Source organism: uncultured Romboutsia sp., from assembly GCF_958366745.1.
In the GTDB taxonomy this organism is placed as follows: Bacteria; Bacillota; Clostridia; order Peptostreptococcales; family Peptostreptococcaceae; genus Romboutsia; species Romboutsia timonensis.
The window spans coordinates 1-4,805 of sequence record NZ_CATXCO010000186.1 but is presented as its reverse complement, the minus strand read 5'-3'; the positions used below and the strand labels follow the sequence as shown (position 1 = coordinate 4,805).

Sequence of the window (4,805 nt, the reverse complement as noted above, 5' to 3'; positions counted from 1 at the left end):
TGCTTGTTCTTCTTGCTGGATATGCAAGCACTGTAACTTCTGTACATCCACATGTTCCTCTTAATTCTAAGACTAAATTTTTAACTATAACTTTTAATCCCTTTTCTTTATATACTGATCTTTCGCCTTTTCCTTGATCAGAGCATTCTCTATTTTTATTTCCACATACATTATATTCAAAAGAAGTTTTGCAGAATTCTCCATCTATATCTCCAAATTCTGGACAAAGATTTTCTTGCTCATAAGGTTCTTTTTCAACTTCTTTTATAGGTCTTACTACATGATCTTCTAAAGTTGTAGTCCCAGGTTTTATTACTACGTCTGTATAGTTCATACATACTTTATCTATGTTTACATTTACAACACCTGATCTTGGGATAGGACCATTAACTGATACAACTTCATATTCAAAGAATAAGTCTTCTCCATTAGGAGCATCTGCATCTGTAAATACTTGGAATTTTATACTATCAAATACTCTATTTGTTTCTATAGCAAGTGGTACACTATTTGCTGTTGAAAATTTAGGTGATGATAAAGGATTGCAGCATTCTTCACCACATACATTATCTACACATTCATCAGATTCTACTTCACAAGGTTCACACTCATCATCATGTTTATGATTGTGGTTATGTTTTGGTTTGCATACACAATCGCACTCAAGCTCACACTCATCATCATGTTTATTACAGTTACATCCTTTTGATTTACAAGATCTAGCTATATCTTCTTGTAGTTCTTCATTTAAGCTTTCTTTAGCTTCATGTTGTAAAGTTGATTGATTAATTCTTCTTTTATTTTTTTTAAGGTCTTGCATTTTTCATTGTCCTCCCCTTAAATGAATTCTAAAACCAAGTGGCTTTTGTTGCCTACTTAATAATATGCATATAAATTAATATTTGTTACTTAAACAAGTAGTCTACTGATATAACTAGAATAAAAATTTTTATCTTCAATATATATTTATTATAAAAACTTTTATAAGGAGGACTTTTATGAGTTTCATTAATAAGTGTTCTACAATTATAAGGAGATCTGATAAAGAAATTTTCAAATTCTACATCGACAATATTATAAAGATCGATCATTATGATAAAGATAATAATTTAATTTCAAGTAATAGCTTTGATAAGCTAAATGGAATGGACTTTACAAATTGTTCCTTTTGTCTAAATAATAATGATATATATGGTATATATAAAAATGATGGTCTAAAGATGATTCATATTCCTAGAGGGTCTTCTATTATCTCTAAAAAAGATATTTTGACTTATGACTCTAAAAAATTTGATATTATATTTCCGTATATAAACGTAATAAATAATTCTATACATATTCTTTACTATGTTTATAACAATAATTCAACAAATACTTGTGCTTTATTCCACCATTATTATAATAATGGTGTTTGGATAGAAAATAAAATCGACTTTATTAATCATATAGTATTAGATAATTTTACAGTTTTATGGATTCAAAACTCTCCTATAGTATTTTATTTCAATCTGGTAAACGGTTGTGAAGAAGTATTCTTTTCTAGATTTAACTCTAGCACTTTATCATGGTCTAATCCTTGTCAAATTACTAACTCTAATAAAAACAAATTATATTTATCTGTTTTAAAAGACAGTATGAACTTTTATCATTTAACATTCTGTGAGTGTATAGATAATGGATATGCTGTAAAGTATATGAATGGCTACCTAAATGAAAATAAGTTAGATATAGGTACTTCTATTTATGTATCTGGACCATCCACTTGTATATATCCTAGTCTAGTTAAGCAAAAATCAACTATTTACTTGATGTGGGTAAATTATAACAAACTTTATACATCTATATCAAATGATTTAGGAAAAACATGGAGTGAACATGAAATAGATGAAACTAGTATAGATGAGGATTTTTGTAGAGCTAGGTTTTTATCAAACTACTCTGGTGACTTATCATATAATTTAACATCCATCTTTACTGTTAATGATGATATAACTATAATAGGATTTTAAATAATTAGTGTTGCAATATTTGCAACACTAAAAAAATCCCAAAACACCGGTGGCTCAATAAATTCATACCCGAGATACTCCCAGGTGGGTGACCTACTACTAACCTTTAACTTCCTATATAAATACAGGCATGTTATATTTTAGTAGACACAGTCTCCCGTTCAACATTTGTCGGTTGAATTTAAATAAGCCGTATCGAATGCTTCAGGATTTTATATTCTTATTATATAATAAAAAACAATATTTTTAAAGTAGTTTTGTATGACAATTAATGCAATTTTATTATTTTTTCCCATTTTTTTCACTCTCTTTATCTATGTATTTACAATAGCTGTCGTTTTATTCATCATCTTCTTCGTATTCATCTTCATAATCATCATATTCATCATAGTATTCTTCATCGTCATACTCTTCATACTCTTCATACTCTTCATCATCATAATCATATTCTTCATATTTTTTATCATCATCTGTTCTTAATAGACTTCCTAGTAACTTAAGATTATTCATACTTCCTAAATTATTTATATTAACTAATGAACTTAAACTAAATCCACCATCTCCGAAATCATCTGGTAAAAATAGTTCTGCAAATAAATCTATTTTCTTCTTCAGATCAATAGCCTTATCAAGAGATTCTCTTCTCTTTTCTGGAAATACTTCTAAAATTTCTTTTATCATCATATTTTTTTTATCTTCTTCATCCATACTTCTAAAAAAGTTTGTTTCTTCATAGTCATCAAAATCAATACTGCTAAGTTTTTTTATCCCCTTTACTAAATCTAATAAACTTTCAACTTTTATTAATATTTTTCTTTCTTCTGGTGACATATATTTTTTAGTCCTTGTTATTATTTCCATACCTCGTTCTAAATCTTCATCGCTTAAATCCATCATTTTCATACCCCTATTTATATCATTCATATTAAATTTAAACAAATCACTTCCATTATTATTTGAAATTTTTTTCTTTACTTTTTTTCTTATATTATCTCTTGTTTTTCGTTCCCTAGACCGTTTATTCTCGATATTTTCTCCTTTAGAATTTTTTTTATTATCAAATAAAGGTAAATTACCTAAAGATATATTTCCATTACTCAATGCAATCATTCCTATTATCAATAGTAGATTATTCAAGCATAGTCACCCCTTAAATTATCTTCTCCCTCATATATAAGTATGTTTTATTTAATCTTAGTGTTACTTTTTTTTTAACTAAGTGCATATACATTATCTATAAGAAATTTAATTAAATTATCTTTCACCACTTCAAAATTATTTCTATATATAAATAATATGAATAAAATTTAATTTATATTATAAGAAAGGGGTAAATTTATGAAAAAAGTAGATACAGAAATTTTAGAAAAAATGGCTAAAGAAAAAAATATAGACAAAGACAAAATAGAAAAAATAGCAGATGGATATAAAGGCAAATCTGAAGGAGAATTAATGGATGAGCTTGTTAAAATAGGTAAAACTCTTGAAGGAAAAGAACAAGTCGTTTCTAAATTAAAGGCTTTTTTAAACGACGAGCAAAAAAAGAAACTAGATGCTGTTATGGACAAAATATATGATGCCGAAGTTAAAGATAAAATAGAACACAAGAAAAGTAAATCTAAAAAGCACAATCCATCAAATGATTCAAATGCACCTTCTTCTAATACAAAAAAAGTTAAGAAAACTAAGCCAACAAAACATGTTCAACCTGCACCTAATGATAGTTCCAATGAAACAAATCCACATAAGAAAACAAAAAAAGTTGTTAAAAAGGTAAAAAAAGTTCCTAAAGGTTAATAATAAAAAAAAGCTAGAGTACATACTCTAGCTTTTTTTTACAGTATATATAATAAAATATACTCTTATATCTCATTACTTCATCTTTATATATATTCATATTCTTGTAATAATTGTTAAAACCATATAAGGTAAAGATTCTAAGTCTATATAAAAATATATTCTTATTTTTTATATAGTACAAAAAAGACAAACTATAAAAATCACATAGTTTGTCTTTTTTATTTATTTTCTAGGTATTACACTTTCTCTTTCTATGATTTTATACGGTAATTCTATTTTTTTACTTTCTAAATGTTCTTTATTTATTAATTTTATAACCATTCTTATTGCAACAGCTCCCATATCGTATAATGGTTGATATACTGTTGTTAACTTAGGTCTATACATTTTAGCTATTTTTACATCATTGAATCCTGCAACTGATATATCTTCAGGAACTTTATAGCCTTTATCACAAGCTGCATTTATAGCTCCTATTGCTGCTTCATCTCCAGTTACAAATGCAGCTTGAGGCACTATTCCTTCTTCTAATAATTCTTTCATACTTTCATAACCTGCTTCATATGTAGTACCACCATACTTTATCAGACTTTCGTCTAATTTTATGTTACTTTCATTTAATGCTTGTTCATATCCTGAAAGTCTTTCTCTTTCTAAAACAGTGTCATCTTTACTTGTCATTATAAATGCAATTTCTTCATGACCTTTATCAATAAGATATTTAGTCATATCATACGTTGCCTCTTTATTACTTGTGCTTACAGTATATATATCATAATCTCTTGCAGTTTTACTTATATATGTTGCTGGTATTCCACAGTTTTGAATATAGTTTATATGATCTTCTTCTACCTTCCAGCATACCATAACAATACCTTCTACTTGCTTTGCTCTAAGCAAGTTTATACTTTTTAATTCTTGTTCTTTATCTGAATAAGTATTTGCTAATAATATTTCATAATCATACATCTTAGCTACTTCTTCTATTCCATTTAA

General features: G+C 26.9%; 4 protein-coding genes, 1 other RNA gene and 1 pseudogene. 2 read left to right on the top strand and 4 right to left on the bottom strand.

The window, feature by feature from the left end:
- Nucleotides 1–820 (bottom strand): annotated as a pseudogene (locus Q5F54_RS10780) (hypothetical protein); the annotation flags it as partial.
- 178 nt (nt 821–998) lie between these two features.
- On the opposite strand from Q5F54_RS10780, the gene Q5F54_RS10775 reads away from it, so the two are divergent.
- A complete protein-coding gene (locus Q5F54_RS10775; RefSeq protein ID WP_281537258.1) occupies nt 999–2,009 on the top strand; it encodes a hypothetical protein in 1,011 nt (336 codons plus the stop codon).
- A gap of 31 nt (nt 2,010–2,040) precedes the next feature.
- Here the strand turns inward: Q5F54_RS10775 and ssrS are convergent.
- Nucleotides 2,041–2,223, bottom strand: a non-coding RNA gene (gene ssrS, locus Q5F54_RS10770) — 6S RNA.
- Nucleotides 2,224–2,348: 125 nt separating this feature from the next.
- Entirely contained in the window at nt 2,349–3,146 is a 798-nt protein-coding gene (locus Q5F54_RS10765; RefSeq protein ID WP_071121299.1) for a hypothetical protein, read from the bottom strand.
- A gap of 201 nt (nt 3,147–3,347) precedes the next feature.
- On the opposite strand from Q5F54_RS10765, the gene Q5F54_RS10760 reads away from it, so the two are divergent.
- The gene (locus tag Q5F54_RS10760) at nt 3,348–3,806 is read left to right on the top strand and encodes a hypothetical protein (protein ID WP_281537257.1); all 459 of its coding nucleotides are present in this window, start codon (nt 3,348–3,350) and stop codon (nt 3,804–3,806) included.
- A gap of 225 nt (nt 3,807–4,031) precedes the next feature.
- Here Q5F54_RS10760 and Q5F54_RS10755 read toward each other — a convergent pair.
- On the bottom strand, nt 4,032–4,805 hold a 774-nt coding region (locus Q5F54_RS10755; protein WP_302334416.1), incomplete at its 5' end, for a substrate-binding domain-containing protein.

What these genes read in the sequence shown, in the direction of transcription:
- Q5F54_RS10775 (WP_281537258.1), top strand. Translation starts at nt 999, where the DNA reads ATGAGTTTCATTAATAAGTGTTCTACAATTATAAGGAGATCTGATAAA.
- Q5F54_RS10760 (WP_281537257.1), top strand. Translation starts at nt 3,348, where the DNA reads ATGAAAAAAGTAGATACAGAAATTTTAGAAAAAATGGCTAAAGAAAAA.